Source organism: Methanorbis rubei (genome assembly GCF_032714495.1).
Taxonomy (GTDB): Archaea; Halobacteriota; Methanomicrobia; order Methanomicrobiales; family Methanocorpusculaceae; genus Methanocorpusculum; species Methanocorpusculum rubei.
Genome location: NZ_JAWDKB010000001.1, coordinates 28,391 through 54,129 on the forward strand (window position 1 = coordinate 28,391; position 25,739 = coordinate 54,129).

Annotated in this window: 28 protein-coding genes and 2 tRNA genes; 25 read left to right on the forward strand and 5 right to left on the reverse strand. The window is 49.3% G+C overall.

The genetic code is table 11. The annotated features are described in order from the left end of the window. Nucleotides 1-3 precede the first annotated feature (3 nt). The 5 genes from McpCs1_RS00150 to McpCs1_RS00170 are packed head-to-tail and all read left to right on the forward strand — an operon-like array spanning nucleotide 4 to nucleotide 5,111. Entirely contained in the window at nucleotides 4-1,062 is a 1,059-nt protein-coding gene (locus tag McpCs1_RS00150) for a V-type ATP synthase subunit C (protein WP_338095243.1), read from the forward strand. Next, nucleotides 1,062-1,364 (forward strand): V-type ATP synthase subunit F, encoded by a 303-nt coding sequence (locus tag McpCs1_RS00155; RefSeq protein ID WP_338095244.1) that lies wholly within the window; start codon nucleotides 1,062-1,064, stop codon nucleotides 1,362-1,364. The genes McpCs1_RS00150 and McpCs1_RS00155 overlap by 1 nt, the downstream gene beginning before the upstream one ends. After that, entirely contained in the window at nucleotides 1,355-3,100 is a 1,746-nt protein-coding gene (locus McpCs1_RS00160) for a V-type ATP synthase subunit A (protein ID WP_338095245.1), read from the forward strand. Before McpCs1_RS00155 ends, McpCs1_RS00160 begins: the two co-directional genes overlap by 10 nt. Nucleotide 3,101: 1 nt before the next feature. Then, on the forward strand, nucleotides 3,102-4,478 hold the full coding sequence (locus McpCs1_RS00165; protein WP_338094889.1) for a V-type ATP synthase subunit B: 1,377 nt from the start codon (nucleotides 3,102-3,104) through the stop codon (nucleotides 4,476-4,478). 6 nt (nucleotides 4,479-4,484) lie between these two features. Continuing rightward, nucleotides 4,485-5,111: a V-type ATP synthase subunit D gene (locus McpCs1_RS00170; RefSeq protein WP_338095246.1), complete on the forward strand. Its 627-nt coding sequence runs from the start codon at nucleotides 4,485-4,487 to the stop codon at nucleotides 5,109-5,111. Between the two features lie 110 nt (nucleotides 5,112-5,221). Here the strand turns inward: McpCs1_RS00170 and McpCs1_RS00175 are convergent, their stop codons facing one another. Next, the gene (locus McpCs1_RS00175) at nucleotides 5,222-5,812 is read right to left on the reverse strand and encodes a hypothetical protein (protein WP_338095247.1); all 591 of its coding nucleotides are present in this window, start codon (nucleotides 5,810-5,812) and stop codon (nucleotides 5,222-5,224) included. 370 nt (nucleotides 5,813-6,182) lie between these two features. On the opposite strand from McpCs1_RS00175, the gene McpCs1_RS00180 reads away from it, so the two are divergent. From McpCs1_RS00180 to McpCs1_RS00190, 3 genes are all read left to right on the forward strand, one after another. Then, nucleotides 6,183-7,112: a type IV pilin N-terminal domain-containing protein gene (locus McpCs1_RS00180; protein ID WP_338095248.1), complete on the forward strand. Its 930-nt coding sequence runs from the start codon at nucleotides 6,183-6,185 to the stop codon at nucleotides 7,110-7,112. A 623-nt stretch (nucleotides 7,113-7,735) separates the two neighbouring features. Beyond that, nucleotides 7,736-8,650 carry a type IV pilin N-terminal domain-containing protein gene (locus McpCs1_RS00185; RefSeq protein WP_338095249.1) on the forward strand — a complete coding sequence of 305 codons (915 nt, stop codon included), beginning with the start codon at nucleotides 7,736-7,738 and terminating at the stop codon, nucleotides 8,648-8,650. A 190-nt stretch (nucleotides 8,651-8,840) separates the two neighbouring features. Next, nucleotides 8,841-10,064 carry a phosphoglycerate kinase gene (locus McpCs1_RS00190; protein ID WP_338095250.1) on the forward strand — a complete coding sequence of 408 codons (1,224 nt, stop codon included), beginning with the start codon at nucleotides 8,841-8,843 and terminating at the stop codon, nucleotides 10,062-10,064. Nucleotides 10,065-10,132: 68 nt separating this feature from the next. Here McpCs1_RS00190 and McpCs1_RS00195 read toward each other — a convergent pair whose 3' ends face one another. After that, nucleotides 10,133-11,272: a PKD domain-containing protein gene (locus McpCs1_RS00195; protein WP_338095251.1), complete on the reverse strand. Its 1,140-nt coding sequence runs from the start codon at nucleotides 11,270-11,272 to the stop codon at nucleotides 10,133-10,135. 382 nt (nucleotides 11,273-11,654) lie between these two features. On the opposite strand from McpCs1_RS00195, the gene McpCs1_RS00200 reads away from it, so the two are divergent. The 4 genes from McpCs1_RS00200 to McpCs1_RS00215 all read left to right on the forward strand — a co-directional run bounded on the left by McpCs1_RS00200 (nucleotide 11,655) and on the right by McpCs1_RS00215 (nucleotide 15,326). Next, the gene (locus McpCs1_RS00200; RefSeq protein ID WP_338095252.1) at nucleotides 11,655-12,341 is read left to right on the forward strand and encodes a polyphosphate polymerase domain-containing protein; all 687 of its coding nucleotides are present in this window, start codon (nucleotides 11,655-11,657) and stop codon (nucleotides 12,339-12,341) included. A gap of 49 nt (nucleotides 12,342-12,390) precedes the next feature. After that, on the forward strand, nucleotides 12,391-13,074 hold the full coding sequence (locus McpCs1_RS00205) for a DUF4956 domain-containing protein (protein WP_338095253.1): 684 nt from the start codon (nucleotides 12,391-12,393) through the stop codon (nucleotides 13,072-13,074). Nucleotides 13,075-13,078: 4 nt separating this feature from the next. Further along, nucleotides 13,079-14,746, forward strand: coding sequence for a CotH kinase family protein (locus McpCs1_RS00210; protein WP_338095254.1), 1,668 nt, complete (start codon nucleotides 13,079-13,081; stop codon nucleotides 14,744-14,746). Between the two features lie 274 nt (nucleotides 14,747-15,020). Beyond that, nucleotides 15,021-15,326 (forward strand): DUF3566 domain-containing protein, encoded by a 306-nt coding sequence (locus McpCs1_RS00215; RefSeq protein WP_338095255.1) that lies wholly within the window; start codon nucleotides 15,021-15,023, stop codon nucleotides 15,324-15,326. 317 nt (nucleotides 15,327-15,643) lie between these two features. On the opposite strand, the gene purL is transcribed toward McpCs1_RS00215, so the two are convergent. Beyond that, nucleotides 15,644-17,731 carry a phosphoribosylformylglycinamidine synthase subunit PurL gene (purL, locus tag McpCs1_RS00220; protein ID WP_338095256.1) on the reverse strand — a complete coding sequence of 696 codons (2,088 nt, stop codon included), beginning with the start codon at nucleotides 17,729-17,731 and terminating at the stop codon, nucleotides 15,644-15,646. Nucleotides 17,732-18,191: 460 nt separating this feature from the next. Here purL and McpCs1_RS00225 point away from each other — a divergent pair, with 460 nt between their 5' ends. Next, nucleotides 18,192-18,806 (forward strand): translation initiation factor IF-2 subunit beta, encoded by a 615-nt coding sequence (locus McpCs1_RS00225; RefSeq protein ID WP_338095569.1) that lies wholly within the window; start codon nucleotides 18,192-18,194, stop codon nucleotides 18,804-18,806. Between the two features lie 4 nt (nucleotides 18,807-18,810). On the opposite strand, the gene McpCs1_RS00230 is transcribed toward McpCs1_RS00225, so the two are convergent. Next, entirely contained in the window at nucleotides 18,811-19,554 is a 744-nt protein-coding gene (locus McpCs1_RS00230; protein ID WP_338095257.1) for an alpha/beta fold hydrolase, read from the reverse strand. 64 nt (nucleotides 19,555-19,618) lie between these two features. Beyond that, nucleotides 19,619-19,891, reverse strand: coding sequence for a DNA-directed RNA polymerase subunit L (locus McpCs1_RS00235; protein WP_338095258.1), 273 nt, complete (start codon nucleotides 19,889-19,891; stop codon nucleotides 19,619-19,621). Nucleotides 19,892-20,301: 410 nt separating this feature from the next. Between McpCs1_RS00235 and McpCs1_RS00240 the strand changes: the two genes are divergently transcribed. From McpCs1_RS00240 to McpCs1_RS00295, 12 genes are all read left to right on the forward strand, one after another. Then, entirely contained in the window at nucleotides 20,302-21,072 is a 771-nt protein-coding gene (locus McpCs1_RS00240) for an alpha/beta fold hydrolase (protein ID WP_338095259.1), read from the forward strand. Nucleotides 21,073-21,523: 451 nt separating this feature from the next. Beyond that, nucleotides 21,524-21,608 (forward strand) — tRNA-Ser (locus McpCs1_RS00245). A 90-nt stretch (nucleotides 21,609-21,698) separates the two neighbouring features. Next, nucleotides 21,699-22,151 (forward strand): 30S ribosomal protein S13, encoded by a 453-nt coding sequence (locus tag McpCs1_RS00250; protein WP_338095260.1) that lies wholly within the window; start codon nucleotides 21,699-21,701, stop codon nucleotides 22,149-22,151. A 16-nt stretch (nucleotides 22,152-22,167) separates the two neighbouring features. Further along, nucleotides 22,168-22,713 carry a 30S ribosomal protein S4 gene (locus McpCs1_RS00255; protein ID WP_338095261.1) on the forward strand — a complete coding sequence of 182 codons (546 nt, stop codon included), beginning with the start codon at nucleotides 22,168-22,170 and terminating at the stop codon, nucleotides 22,711-22,713. Nucleotides 22,714-22,715: 2 nt separating this feature from the next. Next, nucleotides 22,716-23,111 carry a 30S ribosomal protein S11 gene (locus McpCs1_RS00260; RefSeq protein ID WP_338095262.1) on the forward strand — a complete coding sequence of 132 codons (396 nt, stop codon included), beginning with the start codon at nucleotides 22,716-22,718 and terminating at the stop codon, nucleotides 23,109-23,111. Further along, nucleotides 23,112-23,951 (forward strand): DNA-directed RNA polymerase subunit D, encoded by an 840-nt coding sequence (locus McpCs1_RS00265; protein WP_338095263.1) that lies wholly within the window; start codon nucleotides 23,112-23,114, stop codon nucleotides 23,949-23,951. It abuts the gene before it with no gap. Beyond that, nucleotides 23,952-24,305, forward strand: a complete 354-nt coding sequence (locus McpCs1_RS00270) for a 50S ribosomal protein L18e (protein WP_338094910.1) — start codon at nucleotides 23,952-23,954, stop codon at nucleotides 24,303-24,305. It abuts the gene before it with no gap. A gap of 8 nt (nucleotides 24,306-24,313) precedes the next feature. After that, a complete protein-coding gene (locus tag McpCs1_RS00275) occupies nucleotides 24,314-24,736 on the forward strand; it encodes a 50S ribosomal protein L13 (RefSeq protein ID WP_338095264.1) in 423 nt (140 codons plus the stop codon). A gap of 13 nt (nucleotides 24,737-24,749) precedes the next feature. Continuing rightward, the gene (locus McpCs1_RS00280; protein ID WP_338095265.1) at nucleotides 24,750-25,148 is read left to right on the forward strand and encodes a 30S ribosomal protein S9; all 399 of its coding nucleotides are present in this window, start codon (nucleotides 24,750-24,752) and stop codon (nucleotides 25,146-25,148) included. An 89-nt stretch (nucleotides 25,149-25,237) separates the two neighbouring features. Next, nucleotides 25,238-25,426, forward strand: coding sequence for a DNA-directed RNA polymerase subunit N (locus McpCs1_RS00285; protein ID WP_338095266.1), 189 nt, complete (start codon nucleotides 25,238-25,240; stop codon nucleotides 25,424-25,426). A 14-nt stretch (nucleotides 25,427-25,440) separates the two neighbouring features. Then, nucleotides 25,441-25,515: transfer RNA gene (locus McpCs1_RS00290), tRNA-Pro, on the forward strand. Nucleotides 25,516-25,550: 35 nt separating this feature from the next. Continuing rightward, nucleotides 25,551-25,739 (forward strand): DNA-directed RNA polymerase subunit K, encoded by a 189-nt coding sequence (locus tag McpCs1_RS00295; RefSeq protein ID WP_338094913.1) that lies wholly within the window; start codon nucleotides 25,551-25,553, stop codon nucleotides 25,737-25,739.

Here is a 25,739-nt window from a genome sequence, read left to right on the forward strand (position 1 = left end):
ATAATGACTGAGGTAATGAGCGGTCCGGCTCCATATATCTATGTTTCAACCCGTATGCGGGTGCGCAAAGCGAAGCTCATCCAGCGAGAAGAGTATCTCCGCATGTTGAACATGGGCCTCCCCGAGTTCACCAGAACAATCGAGGAGATGGAGTACAAACGCGAAGTCGATGAACTTTCCGCATCATTTGGTGGTGTGGATCTCATTGAAAACGCCCTGTCCTGGAACCTCGCAAAAGAGTATCAGCGTATCATCGCTCTTGCTCCGGGCGAGATGAAAGGATTTACCCGTGATTACCTGCACAAATGGGATATTCAAAACATTTTGACTATCCTTCGTGGAAAAGTCCAGGGTCTTTCCGAAGGAAAGATCCGGGCAGTACTTGTACCGGCCGGCGAGCTTGACGCTACCGTGCTCGATCGCCTGCTTACGGAATCGTCAGTTGAGAGAATTATTGAAACTCTGCCGCAGAAGCAGATGGCAGCAATTCTTTCCGCAGGACTTTCCGATGCACTCGAGACCCATTCGTTTGGAAAACTCGAGAACGAACTCTACAAGTACTACTATGCGACGCTGATCAAAGCAGCACGCGGCGGCATGAAAGGCGGATTACCGTTCTTCAAGTACGTCGTGTTTGAGATCGACATCAAAAACATCACCAATCTCTTCCGTATCCGGGCTCAGGGTAAACCTGATGTAAGTACCTCGGATATCTGGGTTGAGGGAGGATCGTACAATGCCGACGAACTTGAGCGTCTCTGCTCGGTTGCCGGTCTGGACGAAGTTGTCGACACACTCAAAAAGAAAGTCAAGTCGCCCGTTCTCATCGAGGCACTCGAATCACTGAGAGAAAAGAAACCGATCTATGCAATTGAAGGCATGCTGATCACAGCCCAGCTGAATCAGATGGACAATGTCTCAAAGCGCAACCCGTTCTCGATCTCTCCGCTTCTCGTGTACCTTGAACGAAAGAAGTATGAAGTTGCCAACCTCCGTGCACTCGCCCGCGGCAAAGAAGCAGGCTTAGCATCCGAGGTTCTGGAAAAGTATCTGGTGATGTAATGGATATCGCAGTTATTGGAAACAAGGAGTTCGTTATCGGATTCCAACTTGCAGGAGTACGTAAAACCTACTCTGCAGAAACTCCGGACAAACTGACCGAGACCATCACCCGTGTCTTGAACGATCCCGAAGTTGGCATTCTCGTTCTTCAGAGCGCAGACCTTGAGCAGATCCCGCGTCGTCTGCAGGTAGTCATTGAAAACTCCGTCAAACCCACCATTGTAACCATTGGCGGGCAGGAGGCAGGTCTCTCCCTGAGAGAGCGTATTAAGCGTTCGGTGGGTGTTGATTTGTGGAAGTAAATAATAAGCCAGGTATACTCAAACGCATTGCAGGACCTGTGGTCACTGCAGTCGACCTTGACGCCCACATGTACGATGTGGTCAAAGTCGGCAAAGAGGAGCTGATGGGTGAGGTCATTAAGATCGATGGCGATGACATCGTCATCCAGGTCTATGAATCCACCACGGGCATCCGCCCGGGAGAACCCGTCATAAACACCGGACTTTCGCTCGCAGTCGAGCTGGGTCCGGGACTGCTTACCAGTATTTACGATGGTATCCAGCGTCCGCTTGAAGTCCTCATCGAAAAGATGGGCAACTTCATTGCACGCGGAGTTACCGCACCAGGACTTGACCACGAGAAAAAGTGGGATTTCAAGCCGGTCGTAAGTGCAGGCGCAACCGTAAAACCCGGACAGGTTATCGGTGAAGTGCAGGAAACCCGCAGTATCTTACACAAGGTCATGATCCCGCCGAATGCAAAAGGCGGCGTTGTCAAGACCATCAAGTCAGGTCACTTCACGGTTGACGACATCATCATCGAACTTGACTCAGGCGAAGCATTCCCTATGATGCAGCGCTGGCCGGTTCGGCTTCCGCGTCCGTACGTGGAGAAGCACACCCCGAACATTCCACTGCTGACCGGTCAGAGAATCCTTGATGGTCTCTTCCCGATCGCAAAAGGCGGAACTGCAGCAATTCCAGGTCCCTTCGGATCCGGAAAGACCGTTACCCAGCAGCAGCTGGCAAAGTGGTCTGATGCAGAGATCGTGGTCTACATCGGCTGCGGAGAACGCGGCAATGAAATGACTGAAGTTCTTACCGAGTTCCCGGAACTTACTGACCCGAAGACCGGAAACTCTCTGATGGAGAGAACAATTCTCATCGCAAACACTTCCAACATGCCGGTCGCTGCCCGTGAAGCATCTGTGTACACCGGTATTACTCTTGCAGAGTACTTCCGTGACATGGGCTACGACGTTGCACTCATGGCAGACTCCACCTCCCGGTGGGCAGAAGCAATGCGTGAAATCTGTTCCCGTCTTGAAGAGATGCCCGGTGAAGAAGGTTATCCCGCATACCTGTCCTCCAGACTCTCTGAGTTCTACGAGCGTGCAGGACTTGTCCAGCCTCTCGCAGGCGGCAGCGGCTCTGTCTCCGTTATCGGTGCAGTTTCCCCTGCCGGTGGTGACTTCTCCGAACCGGTTACGCAGAACACGCTCCGTATCGTGAAAGTCTTCTGGGCACTGGATGCAAACCTTTCCCGCAGACGCCACTTCCCGGCAATCAACTGGCTGCAGTCCTACTCACTCTACATGGCTCAGCTGAATGATTACTATGACGAGAAGGTCTCGCCAGAGTGGAACAAGCTTCGCAGCTGGTTCATGGAAGTCCTGCAGAAGGAAGCTGAACTTCAGGAGATCGTTCAGCTGGTCGGTTCTGACGCACTGCCGGAAGCCGAGCAGATCACGATCGAAGTTGCACGTATGATCCGTGAACTGTTCCTGCAGCAGAACGGTTTCGACCCGGTCGACACCTACTGCAGTCTCGAGAAACAGCTTGACATGTTCAAGATGATCAAAGGTTTCGCAGACCTTGCCTATGCCGCACAGGCAGCAGGAGTTCCGCCGAGCCAGATCCTTACCATCAAAGCAAAGAACGAGATGCCGCAGATCAAGTTCGCCAAGGACTACAAGCCAATTCTTGCGAAGATCTACTCTGAGATGGACGCTGAATTCAAAGTACTGAGGGCATAAAATGAAGGAATATAAGACAGTCTCCAAAGTTGCCGGACCTCTGCTCTTCGTTCAGAAGACCGAGCCGGTAAGTTATGAAGAGCAGGTCAGTCTTGTTCTGCCCGATGGAACAATGAAGCGCGGACAGGTTCTTGACACCTCCGAAGATCTCGTTGTTGTCCAGTGTTTCGAGACCACTACCGGTCTCGGCCGCGACACCGGCGTTCGCTTCCTCGGTGAGACGTTCAAGATGCCGGTCTCCAAGACCATGCTCGGACGTATTCTCTCCGGCGGAGGAAAACCAATCGACGGCGGACCTGACATCGTCCCCGACAAGCGCCTTGACATCAACGGTGCTGCAATCAACCCGTATGCACGCGGTTCACCCAGAGATTTCATCCAGACCGGTATCTCTACCATTGACGGAACCAACACTCTCGTCCGTGGTCAGAAGCTTCCGATCTTCTCTTCTGCTGGTCTCCCGCACAACGAGATTGCACTGCAGATCGCCCGTCAGGCAAAAGTTCCGGGATCAACCGAAGAGTTCGCAGTCGTGTTTGCTGCAATGGGTATCACCCGTGAAGAGGCAAACTACTTCATGGCAGACTTCGAGAGAACCGGTGCACTTGAACGTGCAGTCGTGTTCCTGAACCTTGCTGATGATCCGGCAGTCGAACGTACGGTTACCCCGCGTCTTGCACTGACCACTGCAGAGTATCTGGCATACGAGCTTGGATACCATGTGCTGGTTATCCTGACCGATATGACCAACTACTGTGAGGCACTCCGTCAGATCGGTGCTGCCCGTGAAGAAGTACCGGGCCGTCGCGGCTATCCGGGTTACATGTACACGGACCTGGCATCCATCTACGAGCGTGCAGGTATCATTAAGGGTCTGAAAGGATCTGTTACGCAGATTCCGATTCTGACGATGCCTGGTGACGATATTACCCACCCGATTCCGGATCTTACCGGATACATTACGGAAGGTCAGATCGTTATCTCTCCGGAGCTGCACCGTAAGGGTATCTACCCGCCAATCAACGTGCTGCCGTCCCTGTCCCGTCTGATGAACCTTGGTATCGGCAAGGGTCTTACCCGTGACGATCACAAGAAGGTCTCTGATATGATGTACTCGGGTTACGCAGAAGGCGTCGACCTCCGCGGCCTTGTGGCCATCGTTGGTAAGGATGCACTTTCCGAGCGTGACCAGAAGTTCCTTGAGTTTGCTGATGCATTCGAGAACAAGTTCGTCCGTCAGGGTTCCGATGAGGACCGTACGATTGCTCAGACGCTTGATGTCGGCTGGAACATGTTTGTTCAGCTGCCGGAGAGCGAGCTTGAGAAGCGTATCGACCGTGATCTGATTAAGACCTACCACCCGAATTACCGGAAGTGATTTGCCATGGCGCTGAATGTGAAGCCGACCAGGTCCGAACTGATCAATCTGAAAAGACGGATCAAGTTATCGGAACGCGGATATAAGCTTCTGAAGATGAAGCGCGATGGACTTATCCTTGAGTTCTTCAAGGTGCTTGCGGAGGCAAAGGATCTCCGCAATGATCTTGCTGTGAAGTACGCCCGTGCACAGGAAATGATTGCAATTGCAGAGACTGTGGAGGGAAGTATTGGAGTGACGGCTGCGGCATTCTCGGCATCCGAGAGCCCGCAGATTGATCTCAAGAGCAAGAACATCATGGGTGTTGTTGTGCCGAAGATCGAGTCAAGGAGTGTGAAGAAGACGCTGACCGAGCGCGGGTACGGAGTTCTGGGAACTTCGTCCGCGATCGATGAGGCGGCTGAAGCATTCGAGGATTTAGTGGAGACGATTATTCTCTCCGCAGAACTTGAGACGACGATGAAGCGTCTTCTTGATGAGATTGAGGGTACGAAACGCCGTGTGAATGCACTGGAGTTCAAGGTGATTCCAGAGCTGATCGAGGCACGGAACTTTATCAAGATGCGTCTCGATGAGATGGAACGCGAAGAGCTGTTCCGTATGAAGAGAGTCAAGAGCAAGTCGGAAAAATAATTTTTATTTTTTCGATTTTCTTTTTGAAAAATTTTTTTGAAAATATTTTTGGTTACGTGTTTTGATCAGAGATGAATTGAGCGATTGATTTGTGATGTCCTTCCCCAGAGTTACAGCTGAGGGATATGGGAATCAGTACTCGTGAGCATCTGACACCAGCTCCCCAGTTTCCATCCGTCTTCAGTTGAGAGCAGGATAAGAGACACCGCGTCAGTGTTGGTTGCATTGGCATCCACGTTCATCTCAAGATACACAAACACTGTGTCTCCCGCGGATACGTTCACGGTATCCTGCTGGAGTTGAACTGACATTCCGTTTGGGACATCAGTGTCAGGATCAAGATGAACCTGGATGTCCTTCCCTGCCGGCGCTGTAATTTTCAGCGAGATGAGGCCGGTCTCGCTCAGGTTTGCTACGAATACAGGGACTCGGCTCTCTGTTGCATTTCGCCGCTCTACTTTGGCAAATCCTGTACTGTTCTCAAGATCAAATCTCCATTCCACCGGAAAAATAATCTGACCCTCAACTCCCGGAGGCGTACGGTACGAGCCCTTGTCGTAGATACCAGGGGTGAACAAGTTCGAGAACTCTGATGTTTCATTCTCTACTGGGGTGGCCTGAGACGGAACGGTGATACATCCTGCGGTGAGTATCAGGAGAAGTATCAGGACATTTATGATTGTTATGGATTTGCAGTTCATTTTTACTCAGATGATTTTCATTTACATCGAGATATCTTAATGATTTGCAGCACGTATTTGGTGCAGCACGCTTGCGTCGAAGTTTTTATTTTGTGAGATATCTATTTCGTGTTTCAAAAAATCACGCCGCATAACTCCTATAAACAAAAAAAATAATTTTCTTCCGAAAAATGTTTTCAAAAAAATTACATCCTCCTTTCAATACACTTTAACAAGTGAGGATGTTGGCGGGAAATTTATTTTCCGATGTTTTAATTTTTGGAAAAAATGATGGGAAATATATTAATAGTTGCGATTGATATATACTTATGTAGAAGAATGTGATGATTTTTGTTTTGCCTCTCTTCTGATTCAGGATTGAGAGTTTTTTATGAAAACTGATGAGGGTATTTCTCCGGTTATTGCGATCGTAGTTTTGATTGGTTTTGTAATAATAGCCGGAGCGATTATTAGTCTGACAATGTTTGGGACGATGGAGGATATGTCGGGAACGCTGCCGGACGTGCGGTTTCAGGTATCCGCAGACGGGGTGAGCCTGTACCATGCGGGAGGGGATTCGCTGCCTCTGAGAAATCTGGTGTTTTACGATACTTTGTCAAAACAGAATATGACTGTCCAGTTGATAAAGGGCGGGGCTAATAGCGAAATAGATAGCGTTCGCGATCACGATCTATTTGAGTTGAGTGTCTGGGAAACAGGAGATAAAATCCGGATCATTGGTGGAAATCTGGTCGCTTTGTCGATTGTGGGGCCTGACAGCAGAAATCATCCGGCACTGCTGTACATGGGGGCGAACGCGGCAGTGTTGCCGATCGGGGATATGGTGCCGGATGAGTGGATAGAGACGCCGCCAACACCACCAACACCGCCGGTAATACCACCAACACCGCCGAATTTCGGCGACAAAAACCTCATAGATGATATCTTTCAACCAAGCCAAAACTCTTACTTCGACTTTGGCAGTAACCCTAAGGTAAATTTACAAGAGAAAATTAGACTACAGGAATTAAATATTACCTATCCCTTGCCAGGCGATAATACTCCTGTAGAATTAAAGCCGCAATGGTCAAAATATGAATGGACTAAGGTTACTGTGACAGTGTACAACAACGAAACAGGGGCTGTAGTATATCCAACAACATATCAATTAGTAGAGAAAAATGATGTGATGACGACGATTCGTATTCCTCATGATATCCTGAAAACAGGATATGTTTGTCATATTACTATTGAAATTTGGAAAGACAAGAATATGGAGAATCTTGTCGCGCGTCAGACAGTGGTAATTACATTTATCTGACGAATATTCAATCTCTTTCATCGTTGGTATCACAAAAATCATTAATAATTGCCGAAAATGGTTGGCAGATATAATGTTAATCTCTCACTATTTTTTCAACGACGAAATCTCTTACCCATTCCAGCACATGGCATCATTCATCTATAGTAAAGCCTCATATCATTTACATAAACAACATTGCCCTCAGAGGATTCCTTCCCCAAATTTCGGCAGACATTTCGTAGAAATCGCCTCTATATAGTTCATGGCGGATGGGTGCCCATGTTGTGAGATAACTTTTTATTGTGTCTTTTTTTTCAAAAAAAACTCGTAATCTAACGCCCAGTTGAAAAATTATTCTTGATAGAATATCTGTCACTTCACAGATTCACACCGCGCAGATTTTACTATAAGAAAAAATAAATCATTTTTTTCTACCGAAAAAAGTTCTCAATAAAATAACATTATCTCTTCAATTCACGCTGATAAGTGAAATCGTTGGCAAGGACTTGACCCCCCTTTATTAGAATCTTTGGAAAATACTATGGGGAATGTATTAATAGTACTGATTGATATATCCTCATACAGAGGGATGTGATGATTTTTGTTTTGCTTCTCTTCTGATTCAGGGATGAGAGTTCTTTATGAAAACTGACGAGGGTATTTCTCCGGTTATTGCGATCGTAGTTTTGATTGGTCTTGTAATAATAGCTGGAGCGATTATTGGCCTGACAATGTTTGCGTCGATGGAGAATGCGTCGGGAACACTGCCGGACGTGCGGTTTCAGGTATCCGCAGACGGAGTGAGCCTGTACCATGCGGGAGGGGATTCGCTGCCTCTGAAGAATCTGATATTTTATGATACATCGGCAAGACAGAGTATGGTTGTCCAGCTGATAAAAAGCGGGAGCGATAGTGCAGTACCTGACAATCAATTTGAGCTGAATGTGTGGGAAACAGGAGATAAAATCCGGATCATAGGTGGAAAGCTGGATGTCTTGTCGATTGTGGGGCCTGACAGCAGAAACCATCCGGCATTATTGTACATGGGAGTGAACGCGGCGGTGCTGCCGATCGGGGATATGGTGCCGGACGAGTGGATAGAAATAATCGTGCCGGTCGAACCACCAGAGAAACCGGAGGATCCCAAAGGTCTAACTGCGCTGAATGAAATGCTTCTCCTCCTCACGATTGGAAATACGAATATAATTGATGGTAAGAATGATATGTTCAAACAGTATCCTGACTACTATCAATATACCGGATCGATATCTGGGGGTTCATTCACTATAAATCTCGAGACAAATTCGTATGGTGCGAACTATGATGGTGATAGAAATATACACGTGGCATTTTTCAATCAAACCGGTGAACAGATAGGGGGAGGCAATAATTATTCATTTGGAAATGCACGAAAAACTCAAGTTATGTCAATTCCCGCGGGCGTTATGCCAGGTGATTGGTGTTATATGACGATTAGTGGGAAAAACAAGAATACCGGTCAAATAGATAGCGTTACTATTATCATCAGAATGGGTTATCCTGCTGAAACGGGCTGAATGATACATCCCGTAAAACATATTTCCCACCCATAATTTTTACCTCTTCAGTATTTTCTCCAAACTACTGTACGGTAAATAAATCTATGAGAGAGTCTTCGATGGATTTAATACGCTCATAGCGAAACGTTGTAACTACGAGTGATTACGGTTCTATGATTATCTCAGGAGAGGGAGGAGTGATTTTTTCATGAAATTTGGTACGCTTGCTGATGTGGAAACCCGCGGAAAAACCGTTATGGTTCGCGTGGATCTGAACTCGCCGATCGATCCTTCATCGAATACGATTCTTGATGACAAACGGTTCCGTGAGCATGTCCCAACCATTCAGGCTCTGGAAGAGTCCAAAGTTGTGGTGCTTGCGCATCAGAGCAGACCCGGCAAGAAGGACTTCACGACGCTTGAAGCACATGCCGAGCGGCTTGAGCGACTTCTCGACATGCCTGTGACATATGTTGATGATATTTTCGGCAGATGCGCGAAGGAGACGGTCCGCAAATCACATCCTGGCGATGTGATTCTTCTGGAGAATGTGAGATTCAGCGCAGAGGAAAATCTGACGATGAAGCCTGAGGACTCGCGGTACACGCACATCGTCAGAAAACTTTCTTCGATGGCGGATATTTTTGTGAACGATGCGTTCGGTACTGCACATCGCTCGCAGCCTACGATTACCGGCCTGCCGTTTGCGATGAAGACGGTTGCAGGTCTTCTGATGGAGAAGGAAGTCAAAAATCTGTCCCGCGTTTTTACCTCGGCTCCGAAACCGGTAACATTTGTTCTCGGCGGAACAAAAGTGGATGACTCGATTGCTGTTGCAGGTTACGTGCTTGCAAACGGTACTGCCGACAAGGTTGCAATTATCGGGGTTGTCGCGAATGTGTTTTATCTTGCAAAGGGTATCGATATCGGTGTGCCGTCAGCTAATCTGATCAAGATTCTCGGATATGAGGATGAGGTCGCGAAGGCAAAAAAGATTCTTGACACGTATAGCGACAAGATAGTTCTGCCTGAGTTTGTTGCGGTGAAAGAAAACGGCGGACGCCGTGAGTATCCGGTTGCGGCAACTCCGGCTGACTGCCCGATTCTTGATATGGGCAGTGAGTCTATCGGTATTTTTTCCGAGCTTCTCCGCAACTCAGGAACGATTGTGTTTAATGGTCCTGCGGGAATGTTTGAGGAGCGGGATTTTGCTACCGGTACGTATGAGCTTCTCCACGCAGCGGCACAGTCAGACTTCTCGGTCTGCGGCGGCGGCCATACGGCGGCGGTTATTGAGCAGCTCGGCCTTGAACCGCAGTACTCGCATCTGTCTACCGGCGGAGGGGCATGCATCGAGTTTCTGACCGGCAAAAAACTGCCGGCACTTGATGCACTGGAAAAGTCATGGGAACTGTTCGGCGGGAAATGCTGAAAAATATTTTTTTGTAATTTTTAGAAATATGTTGCCTGCATTGTAAAATGCAGTGGATATCTCAGAGACTAGTACACAATTACCTTAACTTCGCGGGTGAGTTGTGGTTCATCTTTTAAATTCAATGTCAGCGTGATCGTATACGAATTTCCTGGTTCTACTTTTTTAGGGTCCCACGTGTTACTTCCTACATTAAATATCTCGCTCCACTTATATTGGTAGTTGTTTTCACCCTTTGGTTTAACGGTCGTATTCGTATATCTATTGTTACCACCAGCTGAGTCAGATTTTTCTATTATAATATCCCAACTGAGGACATTCCCTATCTTATCCCCATTCTTACTATCTATCATTTGCTGATCCGTTTTTAAATATATTGACAATGTCACGGTGTCATTTTGTATGAGTCTGTGGTCCATTTCAACAATACTTGAATGGAATAATTTGGTCGAGTGATATCCTGTCGGATGGGTAAATTTGAAATCACTCAGATACGTCTCTATTGAATCGCCGTCTTCGAAAATTATCGTTGTATTTGCTGTGTTTTTGGTCATATCATCGTAGACGATTTCCAATGTAACTGTATAGTTACCCGCTTTTTTTGCATACTGGTGGATGGTATTGTTAACTGAGTTTCTACTTGAGTTTCCATCGCCGAAATCCCAACGATATTCTATGATCTTATATGGTTCGTTTTTTTCTGTTTCCAAAACAATCGCCCTGAGTTCGGCTATTTTAGTATCTTTAATAGTCTTGTAATTATCAATCACAATTACCGGAGTTGCCCTATTCTTTGCTTCAGGTAGGTATTTCCCAATCGCCCCAATCCGTATCTTTCCGGTATAGATTACCTGCTCCGTCTTATCATCGAACGTCGCCGTGATCGCCATGGGATACTCGCCTTCCGCAAAACTCTCATCAAACTCAATCAGTACCGGCACTCCGTCAGAAAATACTGTCTTGTTATCCACAGGACTACCAATCCGTACCCCCTCAGCAGTCGCAACAGCCACCTGCACCCCCTTCATCTTCACAAGATCTTCTCCCCAGAATGTCAGCTGTAGCGGCTTCGCATCATCTCCGGTAGTATGCGGCACCACTCCAATAATCTTTCCTCCGCTGACCGCATCACCAAATCCCAAAACCATCGCCCCGGCAATCGCGACCAACACAACCGTGATTGCGACAAGGAGAATTGTACCGATCACGGGTGAAACTCCGCCCTCCCTCCTGCTACGCATCATATTCTCTCGATAAACATATAGTGTGTCCTTCTTAATGAAGGTATTTCCATGGTATGCCTTGATCAGAAAATTCGAAAAATATTTGACATCGTGAACAGAAATTTTCCGAAGAAAAAATGACCTCCATTTGCAGAAATTTCGCGGCATGTAGTTACTCTGCGCGAGAGCCCTTATAGAAAATCCAAAAGCAAATCCACATCACCGCATCACTATATATATTGTCGAGGTAATAAGTCATAATGTTTGCAACAATCTCCATTATGTTAATATATCTTTACAACACACCTCTATCATAACGAATCTCCCGCTTGTGTTTGGGGGTCGTATCTCAGGAGTGATAAACAACGTGAAAGAACAAAAATTCCGACATGAACTTAAATATTATATCAACCACGCAGACTACCTGACCATTCGTCAGCGTATGTCAACCATCGCAGACACTGACGAACATGCAGACGAAAACGGAAGCTACAAAATTCGCAGCCTCTACTTTGACACCCCTGGCGACAAAGCCCTCTACGAAAAACTCTACGGCATCAACAACCGCGAAAAATTTCGCATCAGGCTCTACAACGATGACGACTCATTCGTCCGCCTCGAAAAAAAGACCAAAGTAAACGCACTCACCTGCAAAATATCAGCTCCCGTCACCCGCGACCAGTGCGAAAAACTGCTTGTCGGCGACACCGACTGGATGAAAAATGCCGGTCACGCTCTTCTCACCGAACTTTATGCAAAAATGCGGTACGAACAGCTTCGTCCGAAAACTCTCGTCGACTACACCCGCGAACCGTTCACCTACGGGCCCGGCAATGTCAGAGTCACCCTTGACTCAAACATCACCACAGGCATCAGAACAACCGATCTCTTTGATCCGAAAATGCCGACCGTCTCAACCTACGGCGTCTCAGTCATCATTCTCGAAGTAAAGTACGACAACTACCTCCCTGACATCATCAGAAACATGATTCAGGTCGAAAACAGAAAGGCAACAGCCTTCTCCAAATACGCTGTTGCTAGAATGTTTGGATAAACTAGGATACTATCATGAAACCATACATACCAACCGGAGGCGATGAAAAATGACAGAACAGCTGACCTTTAACGACATCCTCTCCTCAAACCTCTTGACCACCGTGACCTCATTCTCGCTCACGGACATGATCATAGCCATGGGCCTTGCCTTCGTTCTCGGTCTCTTCATCTTCTTCGTCTACAAACAGACCTACAGCGGCGTGATGTACTCATCAGGCTTTGGCATATCCCTGATTGCCATGGCCCTCATCACCACCATGATCATCATCGCGATCGGCTCCAACATCATCCTTTCCCTCGGAATGGTTGGTGCACTTTCCATCGTGCGGTTCAGATCCGCAGTCAAAGATCCCATGGACATCACCTATCTGTTCTGGGCAATCTCTGCCGGAATTGTTCTCGGCGCAGGACTCATCCCGCTTGCCTTCTTCGGCTCAATTGCTATTGGTGTCTTTTTGCTCGTCTTCTCCCGCAAAAAATCCCGCGACCAGCCGTTTATTCTGGTCGTCGACTGCGACGGAGATGCAACCGAGAAGAAGATCATGGACATCCTCTCGCTCAGCGTGAAAAAACTCGTCCTCAGGTCCAAAACGGTCCGGACCGGCTCGGTCGAGCTGACCGTCGAGGTCAGACTCGCGGGTGAGACCAGCGAGTTCATCAACCGCATCGCAACGCTTCCCGGAGTATCAAGCGCCGTTCTTGTCACCTATAACGGAGAGTATCTCACGTAAAATCATGATCGATGCAAAGTACATCAACCTCATCACCATACTCTGCGTGGTCGCAGCTGCGGTACTTGTTGGGGTACTGATGTTTGCTCCTGACCTTCTCGGCATCACCGAGAAGGAACGAACCGTCACCTATGCATCCATGTTTGACGAGGATACCATCACTGAGATCAATATTGTGATCAGCGATGACCAGTGGAATGACATCCTAACAAACCCTCTCGCTGAGGAGTATCACCGCTGCGATATTGTGATCAATGGAGTCACGTATCCATCCGTCGGCATACGAACCAAAGGGTTGACCAGTCTTTCGCAGGTTGCGTCCAGCGACTCGGACCGGTACAGCTTCAAGCTGAAGGCTGACGAGTATGTGAATGATCAGAGTTTTGCCGGACTTTCTGAGTTCGTGATAAACAATGTGATTCAGGATGCGACCTACATGAAGGAGTATCTCTCCTATGATCTGATGGCGTATATGGGTGTGCCGACTCCCTTGGTGACCTATGCGAACATTTCGATTAACGGCGAGCCGTTTGGTCTGTATGTGATGATCGAGTCAGTCGAAGACGACTTCGCCTCCCGCGTCTTTGGCGTAAACTATGGCAATCTCTACAAACCCGAGAGCATGGATAATGTCGGAGGTGGAGGATTTGGTGGGGGCGGCGAACGTCCTGAGGGCATGGAGAGTTTCGGCGGAATGGGAGACGCTCCGGCAGGTATGGAGATGGGAAACGTTGATCCTGCTGCAATGACTCCTTCTTCAAGGCAGCAGAATGGCACCACCACCTTCGAGTTCTCGGAACGAAACAGAAATATGGTTCCGGGAAATATGGGAGGGTTCGGCGGCAACGGCGGAGGTGCGGATCTGATCTATACCGACGACAGTATTGAGAGCTATGCGCATATCTTCAACAATACGGTTCTCAAAAAGACCAAGACTGCCGACAAGCAGCGGGTGGTAACCGCCCTGAAACATCTGAATGAGGGAACTGATCTGGAAACCTATGTTGATGTGGATGAGGTTCTCCGCTACTTTGCGGCAAACACTGCCCTGGTAAATCTCGACAGTTATGTGAGCAACCTGAAGCACAACTACTATCTCTACGAGGATGGCAAAGGACAGATCTCGATTCTGCCGTGGGACTTCAATCTGGCATTCGGTGCATTCCAGTCAGGAAGTGCGACGAGTTCAGTGAATTTCCCGATCGACACGCCGGTTACCGGCGTGTCTCTAGAGGACCGGCCGCTGATTGGAAAGCTTCTCGAAGTGCCTGAGTACAAGGAGCGGTATCACCAGTATCTCCAAGAGATTCTGGACGGTTACTTTGCGAGCGGCTACTTTGCGGCAAAAATTGATTCGCTCAATGATCTCATCAGCCCTTCTGTAGAAGCAGACCCTACTGCGTTCTACAGTTACGCAGAGTATCAGAAAGCAATTGAGGCCCTGAAGCTGTTTGGCGAGCTCCGCGCTGAAAGTATCGCAGGTCAGCTGGACGAGAGCATTCCCTCCACTGATGCCGGGCAGACCGAAAATCCTTCTGCACTGATCGATGCGTCCGGTCTCAATATGAATGATATGGGATCGATGGGCGGCGGCGGAGGAGCCGGAGGGTTTGGCGAAGGATTTGGTGAAGGCAGGAATCAGAATGGCGGCGGGATGAACTTCCCACAGTAATTTTGATTTTTTCTATTTTTTTATAGACTCATCCGGCAAGTCATATACTTTGGTCATAATCTCTGATTTTCACGCAAAAGAATAATTTTCATTTTTGAGATTTTTATAGGGGGTTACCCCAAGCGAGACCAAGGACAGATAACTTCCATCATCTTATTTCTTTCATGCATTCTCGCAAAGAGATGAATGAACTCAGGGCATGCGATGCGCGTTTCGGATCATCACCCAGCCAAACCGTAGATATATGTAGTAGCAGAAATCATTTTTCTGTATTATGGAAACAAAAGAGGTAAAGCACATCGATGTCTGGTCTGCCGCCAAACTGAGTGCGGCAATCTATCTGGTCATCTCCATTATTGTCGGCATCATCTCGGCACTCATTGCCATCTTCAACATGACTGCAATTCCGGGATTATCAATGCTCACATCATTTGGTGAAGGAATTCTCATCACCGTCCTCACGGTTGTAATCGTTGCCATCATTGGCATGATTGTCGGATTCATTGTCGGCGCAATCATCGCCTTCATCTACAATCTCGCTGCCGGCATCTTCGGTGGTCTGAGACTGGAAGTTGAGTAAAACTTCTTTTTTTATTTTGGCGGAACCATGATCTGTTACCGCACTATGCGGTAACAAAACTGACTCGTATTCAGGAGTTATTCTCTATTCTCTGCGAATAAAACAGACTTTCATTTTTTGTTATCGATGTATTGACATTGTGTTTGTAAGTAAAATACTACTCATAGTAACAGTACTGTTTTAGCGGTAACAGCGGTAACAAAAAATATAGATTACGGAGACCTGCGAATAATTTCAACATCCGATGATTTTACTGGAATAATTTTGTAACCGCATCATGCGGTAACAAACCTCCCTTAAAAAAATATTTTTTCTCTTCACCGTGCACGGCAGGCCTTCGTGATCGTGCTTCCTGCAGTGAAAAGATCCTGCTGGGTCAGCACGACAACTTCTGTGTCGGTCCGAATCGTCAGTTTTCCGCTCTCGGTAATTTTTCCGATGATCTCATACGAAACACCACTCTCTTTCAGGAAATGCTCATCCGAAAACGTCACTAAGAACCGTCCGTAGGTCTCCGAGAACAGCTTCGTCACGGCATCGCCTTTCAGCTGCACCTCGGCCTGCGCCGCAAGATTTGCCAGCGCATACAACAACCCGCCGCGGGTAATCGCCATACATCCGCTCACTTGCGCCTTCTCCACCAGTTCACGAATGGCCGGCAGCGCCTTCACATCGCCTACTGCCGGTGCCGCACCGCCGCAACCGGTCACTGCGTCCAGCACCGATCCGCCAAGTTCCTCCTTTGTTGCACCGACAACTGCAATCATGTCGCCATTGTCCGGCCACTCCCAGCCGATCAGATCTCCTTTGCCGAACATCGCAACTGCCGGAGCCGGCTTGATGCTGGTACCGTACGCATCCGACTCATTGTAGAGCGACACATTTCCTCCAACAATAGGAATTGCCAGAGCGCGGCACATGTCGCCGAGACCCTTCGTTGACTCTGAGATCTGCCACATCACTTCCGGCTTTTCCGGAGAGCCGAAGTTCAGATTGTCCAGAGCGCAGAGCGGTGTTCCGCCAACCGACACAATGTGCGAGGCAAGTTCAAGCACTGCATTTGCCGCTCCTGCATGCGGATTGAGATAGGTGTGGCGGGCATTGCATCCGCATGCCGCCGAGAGTCCCATGCCGTCAAGCTCGAGCACCGAGTAAAACGGAGTGACACAGTAGGTCCTCCCTTGGGCCTGCGAGTTAAACTGGGCAGCATGCATGCTGTTGTCCGCGAGGTCGGGGTGGGAAAGTACTTTTCTGACGAGCTCTGAAATCGTTCCCGCAGGTTTTGCGAACGGCTTTTCTGCCTCGTAGGGTTTTTCGGAAAAATCATTTTCCACGACGCCTTCGGTCAGCAGTTTGATCGGCAGTTCGCAGACAACTTTTCCGTTGAACTCAACCACGTACTGGTCGTTACCGGTCGTCTCACCCACAATTGCATAGGCGAGGCCGTATTTTTTGCAGACCGCTTCGGCGTCCGCAACTTTCTCCGGCTTGACTTCTGCAATCATCCTCTCCTGTGACTCGGCAAGCATGATTTCCACTTCGTTCATGTTGGTGTCGCGAAGAGGGACCGCGTCGGCGAAAATTCTTGCGCCGACATTTACGCACATCTCTGATGATGCGCCGCCAAGTCCTGCGGCTCCGAGATCGCGGCAGGCAAGGATCAGTCCGCGTTCGAAAAGTTCGAGCGTTGTCTTGATCAGGTCTGCTTCGACTGCGGGGTTTCCGTCAACGCAGGTGTTTTTCACTCCTTCGTCTCCGGCATCCTTTGCGATGTCGCCTGATGCGAATGCTGCGCCTCCAAGTCCGTCGCGTCCGGTTGCCGCACCAAAGAGCAGAAGTTTTGATCCGATCTTGAATGCTTTGCCGAACATGAACTTGCCTGCTTTCATTTTTCCGAGGCACACCACGTTGATGAGGGGATTGCCCATGAAGCTCTCGTCAAACATCTGGTAGCCGGAAAGTGCAGGCACGTTGATGGTGTTTGCGTAGTCGGCAGCCCCTGCGGTTGCGTTCCTCATCAGCCATTTTGTTTTTTCTTCTTCGATTCTGCCGAAGTACCAGGGTGCGAGGATTGCGATCGGCTGTGCTCCCATGGAGAATACGTCACGCACAATTCCGCCGACGCCGGTCGCGGCTCCTGAGTAGGGGTTGATGTAGCTTGGATGGTTGTGGGATTCCATGGCAAGTGCGAGGAAGGTGTCGTCGCTGAACTGCACGATAGCCGCGTCGTCACCGGGCCCGACAATGACTGCATCGCCTGTGGTTGGAAGGGTTCGCAGGAATTTTTTCGTGGAGCGGTAGCTGCAGTGCTCGCTCCAGAGGTTTTCAAATGCCACCGACTCCAGCGGGGTGAGTTCTCGTCCGAGAACTGAGTGGATATAGGCCTCATCTTTTGCTGCCAGCATAATGATCAGAGTATTTGTTTTGGATGGGGAAAAATACCTGTATCAGGATGCTTGGTTGTGTTTGGGATTCTTCGCCTGCGGTCTTACTTGGAATAACCACGAAATGCACAGAGTTGCACGGAGCTTCACGGAAAAAAATGCACGGAGAATGCCTGCGGCGCCGGAATGCACGGAACACATGCTTATGGTCTGTTCATTTCTTCGCGGGAAAACATAAGAAAGAGATATTCTTTTGCCCTCGTTTTTATTTGGAGTAACCACGAGAAATCCTCCCGCCTCCTTAGTTCTTCTGTGCATTCCGGCGCCGCAGGTGTTCTCCGTGCATTTTTTTCCGTGAAGCTCTGTGTTGTTCCGTGCATTCCGTGGTTACCACAAACGAAGCCACACGCAACCCCTTCATAAATGAAAATCATTTTTCATGACACCAGAACTTTATGCATTCAGCACCAACGTATACTGCATGGTCGAGTCATACGAGGATATGTTAAAATCGGCGTACTCGGGAATGTCTGAGCCGACAGACACGGGCGAGCGTTTCGTCATGCCCAAAACCAAGATCTATATTGAGGGCAAGACCACCGTTCTGGATAATTTTGCTGATATTGCCGACTCGCTGAACAGAGAGAAAGAACACTTCATGAAGTTCATCCTTGGTGAACTCGGAACTGCCGGCAAGATCGACGGCAGCCGTGCGGTCTTCAACGGCAAATTCGAAGAATCTCAGTTCGTTGCAATCGTTGAAACCTATGTCAACGACTATGTCATCTGTTCCGAATGCGGCCGTCCGGACACCAAACTCGTCAAAGACGACCGTGTCCAGATGCTTCTCTGCGAGGCATGCGGCTCTAAACGTCCGATCAGAAAACGCAAAGTCAAGACCGAAGTCCAGGGCCCGGCAATCGAAGAAGGCAAAGAGCTTGAGGTTCACATCGAATCCATCAGCAAAAAAGGCGACGGCGTTGCACACATCGGAAAATATATTCTGTACGTCTCCGGAACCAAAGCCGGCCAAAACGTCAAGGTCAGAATCACCAGAATCTCCGGCTCTGTTGCATTCACCCAGAAAATTCTCTAAAAATTTACTCTTTTTTCTGCTCAGCAGCTTCGCCAAAGAATGCCTGAACCGTCTTTGCAAACTCTCTCGGGTAGAGATCATGCATCCTATGCGTTCCTCCGGCAACGACTTTCAGCGCTGACGTGCTGATCATCGTATGCATCTCATGCCCCACCTCGATATGCATCAGAAAGTCAGTGTCCCCAAACAACAGCAGAGTTTTGCACTGTATTGTACTCAGCCGTTCCGCCGTTCCCTTCCATGACGCAATAGCGCACGCGCCTGCCCGGAACCCTTTCGTATGCCAGGGCGCAATCACTGAAAGTGCCTGTAGGGGCAGAACACACCGGTTCATCAGGCGGGCACGGTAGGAAGACTCCGGCCCGTAATCGGTTGCAAACAGCATCAGTTTTTTTACCGTGTCAGGATAAGATAGCGCAAACTCCTGCGCGATCATTCCTCCCATCGAGTGGCCGAGAAGACAGATGCCGGTAAGCCCCTCCTTTTGAATCACTGCAAACACATCCTCTGCATACTGGGATATCGTCATCTTCTGCGGAGCAATCGACCCGATCTTCGTGAGGCCCATGCCTCGGTTGTCCGGCAGGATCACACAGTACTCTTTTGCGAGCGTCTGCACGATCGACTCCTTCCAGGCATCCATCGAATCGCCGAGCCCGCTTACGATCACCAGCGGAGATCCGGACCCCACAATACGATACGCGACTTTCGTGTCTTTGGACGGGGCATACCGTATCTCATCAAGCATAGATAAAAAAGTATTAGTATGGTTTTTGCCCATAAACCTGTGGTTTGGGGCAGAAAGATGATCTTCAGTTCTTCAGGTATCCAAGCAGGTCATCGCATCTTGATGAGATGCGGACGCATGCATCGCGGATAACTGCTACCGGATCTTTTTTGGATCCTGCTTTTAAGGTGACGAACAGTTCCGGGTCAGAGAACTGGTACTCGATCACATATTTTGCTACATCGACTTCGGGATCTGCGAGAATCTCTTCGGTCAGTGTATTCATAAATGTGTGTCCTTCTCCTTCGAGACTCAGTCGTACCTTGTTCTTCTCGAGCTCGATGATCTTCAGCTTCATGTGGAATATCTATTTGGCGGACGAGACTATATAGGTGATGTCCCGGTCCCTCTTGTATCTTTATTAATGGGGCGCCCACGGAAAAACGGCTTTGCCCATAAATTCGTTTATTAGAAACCAATCTTCGGCATTGATCGTAGCTCCGCCCACGGAAAAACGGAAAACACAGAAATAAAAACATCACAGAGCAGACGTGAACATCATGGAAATGCATTGTTTTCGGGTTCTGTATGTTCCGTTTTTCCGTGGGCTGCTCATAATTGATGATACAGCGCCTGAAAAACCATATCTTTATCTGGCAACTGGATGATAGTATTTGTATCATGCGAAAAATATTGTCTGTTGCTTTTTTGCTGTCTCTTCTCGTTTTGTGTGTTTTTGGCGCAGGCTGTGTCGTTTCAGAGACCACAGTGACTGAGGTCTCCACGGTCAACCTCACGGAATGGTATCTCAGTGCTCCGGTTCAGTATGTCGAGGTAAACAATGTCACCATAGGATACCGGGAATTTGGTACAGAAAATACTGATCCTCTATTAATGATAGTGGGATACCGGATGACGATGGATGAGTGGGACCCTTGTTTTATCTCTGAGCTTGCTCAGAACTATCATGTCTATGTCTATGACCACCGCGCAATGGGCTACTCATCCAATGATCCGTCAACTCCGTACACAATGAATCAGCTTACTGATGATGCCGCTGCTCTGGTCAAAACCTTTGGGTATGAGAGAATGTATGTGTTCGGCCACTCGATGGGCAGCACGATCGGTCTTGAGTTCGCGGTCATGCACCCTGATGCAATCATTCGGCTTGTCCTCGCATCCGTTACGCCGTCTCCCCATGAGCCGTACTGCAAATCCTTAATGAGTGTGGTGGAGAGTTCAATTGCCGACCCTGCAACTGAGCAGGGAATCTATTATGAATCTGTTGCGATCAAAGAGTCTGTGCCGGTAACCGATCAGCTGGGAAATGTTACGTTAGATGTTCTGATAATTGTCGGAACTGAAGATGATGTCACGCCTGTTGAAGGATGTTTTGTTGTTGCGGAGAAAATTCCGGGAGCATCTCTCATCCAGTTCAAGGGATGCACCCATGGAATCTTTTCGGAAGAGCCGTACGAGATGGCTGATGTGATGACCGGATTTTATCAGAATACGGTGACAGCAGTTCCTGCCTCCTAATTTTTTTGTTTTGGGGCATTATGTATCTCAGAGCCACTCGCGGAACGCATGCCTTCGGCCTGCTTACCGCTTCGCGGGAAAAACGGAACACACAGAAAAAAACAGCACGGAAATATTTTTTGATACTTCGCATTCATACCAAATGAATTGTATTAGAATTCCGTGATGTTCACGTCTGCTCCGTGATGTTTTTCCGTGAAGTTCGGTGTGTTCCGTTTTCTCGTGGGCGGCTCATGCACAAAGGTGCAAAGCCCCTGACACAAGTATTATATCATCCCACTCCCTATGTATTAGAGCACTCAATTTAGTGGAGCGGTGTATCGGGCATGTCCCGGAAGTGTTGCACAGAAATCTGTGTAGTACAGCATCGCGAGTGTCGAAAGTACAATGAACCGTTCGCGGTTTTTTGTGCTGCCTGCAGTCTCTGCAGGTGTAAGATGCGGAGTTCTCTGTAGACGTAGCCAAGCCTGGTATGGCGCAGGTTTGCTAAACCTGTGTCCCCCTGGGACTCGAGGGTTCAAATCCCTCCGTCTGCGCTTATTGCGGGGTGAAACATTCCCCGACGTTCAGGAGTACGAAGCGCTCATAACGTATGAGACTTATCTCTCCACTGAGAGGCGACTATCATGGTTGAAGAGTCAGAACTGAAATATTTTGTGCGGATCATTAACAATGATCTGGACGGTACCCAGCCGGTCCAGCTTGCGCTGACCGGAATTAAGGGCATCGGCCTCCACGCCGCACTCGTCATCTCCCGCCGTGCAGGAGTCGACACCCATGCAACAATGGGTCTTCTTGCAGACGAAGATGTCAAGCGCATTGAGGAACAGGTACTTGCGTATCCGACCTCAGTTCCGGCATGGATGGTCAACCGCCCGGTAGATGTGTACTCCGGAGAACCGAAGCACCTCTACGGCAGCGACCTTGCGCTCGCAAAAGAAGACGACATCAACCTCATGAAGAAGATGCGCTGCTATCGCGGCATTCGTCATGAGAACGGCCTGAAGGTACGTGGTCAGGGCACCAAGTCCACCGGAAGGTTCGGAAAGATTGTCGGTGTTTCCAAGAGGCGGAACTAAACTCAGGTGAGATAAAATGGGATACCCAGGAAAGAACACCAAACAGTACTCCTCCCCGAAACGCCGCTTCGAAAAGTCGCGTATCGAGAGCGAGCGAGTACTTGCTATCACCTACGGTCTTCGTAACAAGCGTGAGATCTGGAGAGCAACCGAAGTCCTTCGCAAACACCGCGGAGGAGCTCGTGAAGTGCTCGCTATGATGTCCGCCGCCGGCGAGACCCCGAAAACCGTTGCACGCCGCGACGAGCTGATCAACACCCTTCAGCGCTACGGCATGGTCGGTGCAAACGCCGCAATGGATGACATTCTTACCTTAAAAGTTGAGAACATCCTTGAGCGCCGCCTGCAGACCATCGTCTACCGCAAGGGTCTTGCACGCAGCCCGAAACAGGCACGCCAGCTGATTACCCACGGACACATCGCCATCAACGGCCAGCGTGTCTCCGTACCCGGCTACATGGTTTCCGTTTCCGAAGAGGCAGGTGTTGCATACTATGCAACCTCAGGCCTTGCAGATTCCGCAAACGGTGAACGCCAGCGTATTATGAATGTGAGGGCGTAACTATGGCAGAAGCAACCGAAAAGTGGGGCATTGCACATATCTTTGCCTCCTTTAACAACACGATCATCACCGTCACCGACCTGTCCGGCGCAGAGACCATCTGCAAGAGCAGCGGTGGCATGGTTGTCAAGCAGGCCCGCAATGAGTCTTCTCCCTATGCAGCAATGCAGATGGCGATCAACATTGCCCAGGCAGCAAAAGAAAAAGGAATCACCGGACTTCACATTCGTGTTCGTGCACCAGGAAACGGAAAGCAGCGCTCTCCGGGACCAGGAGCCCAGGCAGCAATCCGTGCACTTTCCCGTGCAGGTATGCGCATTGGCAGAATCGAAGACGTGACCCCGGTACCGCACGACAGCATCCGCGCAGCGGGTGGGAGAAGAGGCAGGAGAGTCTGAATGGATCTTGTATTCAGCAGGCTTGATGACTCTGTCGCACGGTTTACTATCAGCGGAGCGACTCCGGCATTTGCAAACGCTCTCAGACGCTCAATGATTGGTGAGGTACCAACCCTTGCCATCGAAGACGTTCGTATCTATGACAACACCAGTGTTCTCTTTGATGAGATCCTTGCCCACAGACTCGGTATGGTTCCGATTAAAACGGACCTGTCCCAGTTTGTCCGCCGCAGCGAATGTTCCTGCGAAGGTGTTGGCTGTCCACAATGCACCATCACCTTTACTATGAGCAAAGAAGGTCCGGGAATGCTCACCTCCGGTGATCTGATCTCGATGGACCCGCGTACCGTTCCGGTACACAATAACGTGCCAATCGTAAAGCTCTGGGAAAACCAGAAGGTTGTCTTGGAAGCGGTCGCAGAACTCAACACAGGCAGCGAGCATGCCAAATGGCAGCCAACGCTTGCATGCGGTTACAAAGAGTTCCCGATGATCACCATCCACGACACCTGTGACGGATGCAAAAAATGCGTCGACGAATGTCCCCGCGATGTTCTTGAAATATCCGAGAACAAAGTGCGTGTCCGCGTAGTAAACGGCGAAAGCAAAGAAAAAGACTGTTCCATGTGCCGTCTGTGTCAGACTGCGTGCATGAACAGCGGAATCGGCGAAAACCCTGCAATCACCATTGGTGCCGACAGCACGAAGTTCGTCTTCGTTGTCGAGAGCGACGGTTCTCTGCCGGTCAAAGAGATCATCGAAAGAGCACTGCTGCATATCAAGTCACGATCCACAGACCTGACTGATGCATTACAGGACATATCCACGGAGGGACTGTAAATGAATAAGACAAACCCCCGCCTCGAATCCTTAATTGGTATGCTCAAGCGGGCATCCCGGGAAAACGAGGCCAATATCTGGCGCGAGATTGCCGGACGCCTTAACACGTCCAGCAAGAACTACGCTGAGGTTAACATCGGAAAGATTAGCCGCTACGCAAGCGAGAATGAGATCATCATTGTTCCGGGCAAAGTCCTGGCAGCAGGTACGATCGCCGCACCCGTCAAGGTTGCAGCACTCAACTTCTCCGACGCTGCGCGTGAAAAAATCATGGAAGCCAAAGGCAGCTGCATGACAATCGAAGAGCTTGTCGCAGCAAACCCGAAAGGCAGCCGGGTCCGCATCCTGAGGTGAACTGAAAAATGGTAACTGTTATCGATGGAGAGAATCTTCTTCTCGGAAGAATGTGCAGCCTTATCGCTCAGCGCATTCTTGCCGGTGAGGAGATTGCTATCATTAACGCCGAGAAAGTAATCGTATCCGGTTCCCGCGCGATGGTTATGGAAGAGTACTATGTAAAACGCGTCCGCGGTTCTGTTGAAGGCGGTCCGTTCTACCCGAGACGCCCGGACCAGATCGTTAAACGCACGGTCCGCGGTATGATTCCATACAAAACCCGGCCCGGAGCAGCAGCGTTCCGCCGTGTCAAGGCCTATGTCGGTGTTCCTTACGAGCTGAAGGATGCTGAGGCAGAGGTTCTTGATGCAGCACACCGCAACCGGTTAAGCAGCGCACGCTACGTTACCGTTGGTGCAATCAGCACCAACCTTGGAGCAAAGTACTAAGAGGTGGAAAAAGATGAAGATCATTAACACCAGTGGTAAAAGAAAGACGGCAATTGCCCGCGCAACTCTCAGAGAGGGCAAGGGCAGAGTCCGTATCAACTCGGTTCCGCTCGAGGTTTACGGCAGTCAGATCATCCGCATGAAGATTGCCGAGGCAATCGCTCTTGCACCGGGTGCAATTGACGGCGCCGATGTTGAGATTGAAGTCTCCGGCGGCGGTGTCATGGGCCAGGCAGAGGCAGTTCGTACTGCACTCGGCCGCGGCATCCTGAACTGGACCAACGACCCGCGCATTAAAGAGGTTTACCTCAGCTACGACCGTACGCTTCTTGTCAACGATTCCCGTCAGAAGGAAGCCAAGAAGCCGCATGGACGCGGTGCACGTGCACGGTTCCAGAAGTCGTACCGTTAAATTCGCTCTCAGAACATTTGTTCTGCAAAAGGGAGGGATCTCCCCTTCCTTTGCAAAACAACAAATTAATAACCTTAGAAGGATAACTAATGATACCAGTTCGATGTTTCACCTGTGGTAAAGTAATTTCCACGGTATGGGAAGAATATCAACAGCGCAAAGCTGCCGGTGAGGACCCGAAAGAGATTCTCGACTCTCTCGGACTTGAGCGGTACTGCTGCAGACGCATGCTTCTCTCGCATAAAGAGACGGTTGATGAGCTGTATCCCTACACGTGATGCATGAATGATGCGGGGTCGTAGGGTAGCCTGGACCATCCTATTACGTTCGGGACGTAGTGACCTGAGTTCGAATCTCAGCGACCCCATTTTTCCATTTTATGTTTTATGGATGTGATTGCCAATGATATACACTCGTTATGAACGGGCCAGAATCATCGGTGCTCGTGCTTTACAGATCTCGATGGGTGCCCCTATCCTCGTCAGAACCACAAAGATCGATCCGCTTGAGATCGCTCTGGTTGAGTACGACAGTAATATGGTCCCTATCACAGTAAAGCGCCGCATTGGTGAGAAGGTAGAGGTTCTGTAA